General features: G+C 71.5%; 3 protein-coding genes. All 3 read left to right on the top strand.

Annotated features, from left to right (window positions below; translation table 11 throughout):
- On the top strand, positions 1 to 923 hold a 923-nt coding region (locus AC1DY2_RS18350; RefSeq protein ID WP_476763718.1), incomplete at its 5' end, for an elongation factor 4 family protein.
- A 7-nt stretch (positions 924 to 930) separates the two neighbouring features.
- Positions 931 to 1,581 carry a DUF1990 family protein gene (locus tag AC1DY2_RS18345; protein WP_476763717.1) on the top strand — a complete coding sequence of 217 codons (651 nt, stop codon included), beginning with the start codon at positions 931 to 933 and terminating at the stop codon, positions 1,579 to 1,581.
- A gap of 3 nt (positions 1,582 to 1,584) precedes the next feature.
- A partial coding sequence (gene hemW, locus AC1DY2_RS18340) for a radical SAM family heme chaperone HemW (protein ID WP_476763716.1) occupies positions 1,585 to 2,752 on the top strand: 1,168 nt, incomplete at its 3' end.

Below are 2,752 nucleotides of genomic sequence, written 5' to 3'. Positions count from 1 at the left end.
GTCTCTACCCGATCGACGGCAGCGACTACCCCGAGCTGCGCGAGGCGCTCGACAAGCTCAAGCTGTCGGATGCCGCGCTCGTCTACGAGCCCGAGACCTCGGTCGCCCTCGGCTTCGGGTTCCGCGCCGGCTTCCTCGGCCTGCTGCACCTCGAGATCGTGACCGAGCGGCTCCGCCGCGAGTTCGGACTCGACATCATCAACACCGCGCCCTCCGTCGTCTACGAGGTGACCACCGAAGACCGGAAGACCGTCACGGTCACGAACCCGAGCGAGTTCCCGACGGGTGCGAAGATCTCCGAGGTGCGCGAGCCGATGGTGCGCGCCGCGATCCTCGCGCCGAAGGACTACGTGGGCACCATCATGGAGCTCTGCCAGTCGCGCCGCGGCACCCTGCTCGGCATGGAGTACCTGGGCGAAGACCGGGTCGAGATCCGCTACAACATGCCGCTCGGCGAGATCGTCTTCGACTTCTTCGACCAGCTCAAGTCGAAGACCGCGGGCTACGCGTCGCTCGACTACGAGCCCACCGGCGACCAGGCCGCCGACCTCGTGAAGGTCGACATCCTCCTGCAGGGCGAGCAGGTCGACGCGTTCAGCGCGATCRTGCACCGCGACAAGGCCTACGCCTATGGCGTGCTCATGACCGGGCGCCTCCGCGAGCTCATCCCGCGGCAGCAGTTCGAGGTGCCCATCCAGGCGGCGATCGGCGCCCGCATCATCGCACGCGAGTCGATCCGCGCGATGCGCAAGGACGTGCTCGCCAAGTGCTACGGCGGTGACATCACCCGCAAGCGCAAGCTCCTCGAGAAGCAGAAGGAGGGCAAGAAGCGCATGAAGATGGTCGGCCGCGTCGAGGTCCCCCAAGAGGCGTTCATCGCCGCGCTCTCGGGCGACACCGAGAAGAAGGACGCGAAGAAGTAGGTTCCCGATGACCCGACGAAGCACGTTCACCGACCAGTCGGTCACCTACGGGGCGATCGGGGCGACGCTCGCCCCCGACCTGCTGCGCTACCCGCCCGAGGGCTATCGCCCCGCCGAGGACTCGGTGCGCCTCGGCAGCGGGATCGAGCGCTTCGAGCGCKCCGCGGAGTCGCTCATGACCTGGGGCATCCAGCAGGGCGCCGGCTTCGAGGTCGTCGACGTGTCGACGGGCACGGGCGCGCAGTACCCGGGCATCGTCTACGACGCCGAGGGAGCCCCGCTCGCCGAGCAGCCGTCGCCGCGAACCGAGGAGCGCTTCGGCGCCGACGGCACGCCCTACATCGCCGCCGGCATGACCGCGACGCTGCGCCGCTCGGGCCGCTTCCGCCACCACGACACCCCGGTGCTCGTCGTCTACGTGATCGACGAGCCCGACCGCGTCGGCTTCGCCTACGGCACCACGGCCGAGGGCCCCGAGAGCGGCGAGGAGTCGTTCATCCTCGAGCACCGCGAGGACGACACCGTGTGGCTCACCATCCGGTCGGTGCTCGGCACCGCCGGCGGCATCCGTCGACTCGTGGCTCCTCGCCAGCGCCGCAAGCGCCGGGAGCTCACCCGCGTCGAGCTGCGGGCCCTGCACCCCGCGGGCGGCGTGTAGCCGGTGGGCTCGGCCCTTCCGCTCGGCGACCCCGCGCCGCTCGACGGGCTCCTCCCGGCATCCGCCGCGGTGGGCGCCGACGACCGGGCGTTCGGCGTGTACGTGCACGTGCCGTTCTGCCGCGTGCGCTGCGGCTACTGCGACTTCAACACGTACACCGCCGGTGAACTGCGGGGGGCGCGGCAGGTGGACTACGCCGACCACGCGATCGGTGAGATCCGGATGTCGCGGCGGGTGCTCGAGGCATCCGGAGTGCCGCATCGCCTCGCCTCGACCGTGTTCTTCGGGGGCGGCACGCCGACACTGCTGCCCGCCGACGACCTGGTGCGCATGCTCGGCGCCGTGCGCGACGAGTTCGGACTCGAGGAGGGCGCCGAGGTCACGACCGAGGCGAACCCCGACTCGGTCGGACCCGACGACCTGCGTCGTCTCGCCGACGGGGGGTTCACGCGCGTGTCGTTCGGCATGCAGTCGGCGGTGCCGCACGTGCTCGCGGCACTCGACCGCACGCACGATCCCGCGCGGGTGCCGCTCGTGGTGCGCTGGGCGCGCGACGCCGGGCTCGACGTGAGCCTCGACCTCATCTACGGCACGCCGGGCGAGTCACTGGGCGACTGGCGCCGGAGCGTCGAGGCGGTGGTGACCGAGCGGCCCGACCACGTCAGCGCCTACGCGCTCATCGTCGAGGAGGGCACGAAGCTCGCCCGCCAGATCCGTCGCGGGGAGCTCGCGACGCCCTCCGACGACCTCGAGGCCGACATGTACGAGCTCGCCGACGACCTGCTCGCCGCCGCCGGGTACGAGTGGTACGAGGTGAGCAACTGGGCGACGGATGCCTCACAGCGGTCGCGCCACAACCTCGGGTACTGGCGCGGCGACGACTGGTGGGGCGTCGGGCCTGGCGCGCACAGCCATGTCGGCGGCGTGCGCTGGTGGAACGCGAAGCACCCGGCCGCCTACGCGGATCGCGTGACGGCGGAGCTCTCGCCGGCCGTGGGACGCGAGGTGCTCGACGCCGGCACCCGCGAGACGGAACGGGTGCTGCTGCTGACCCGCATCCGGGAGGGCATCCGCATCGAGTCGTTGCACGCCGGCGGCCGGCACGCCGTGGCCGGTCCCATCGCGGACGGCCTCGTGGACGCGAAAGCCGCCCTCGCCGGTGTGCTGATGC

It is taken from the genome of Agromyces sp. P1_H4, assembly GCF_056405255.1.
This window is presented reverse-complemented; position numbering and strand designations above follow the sequence as displayed.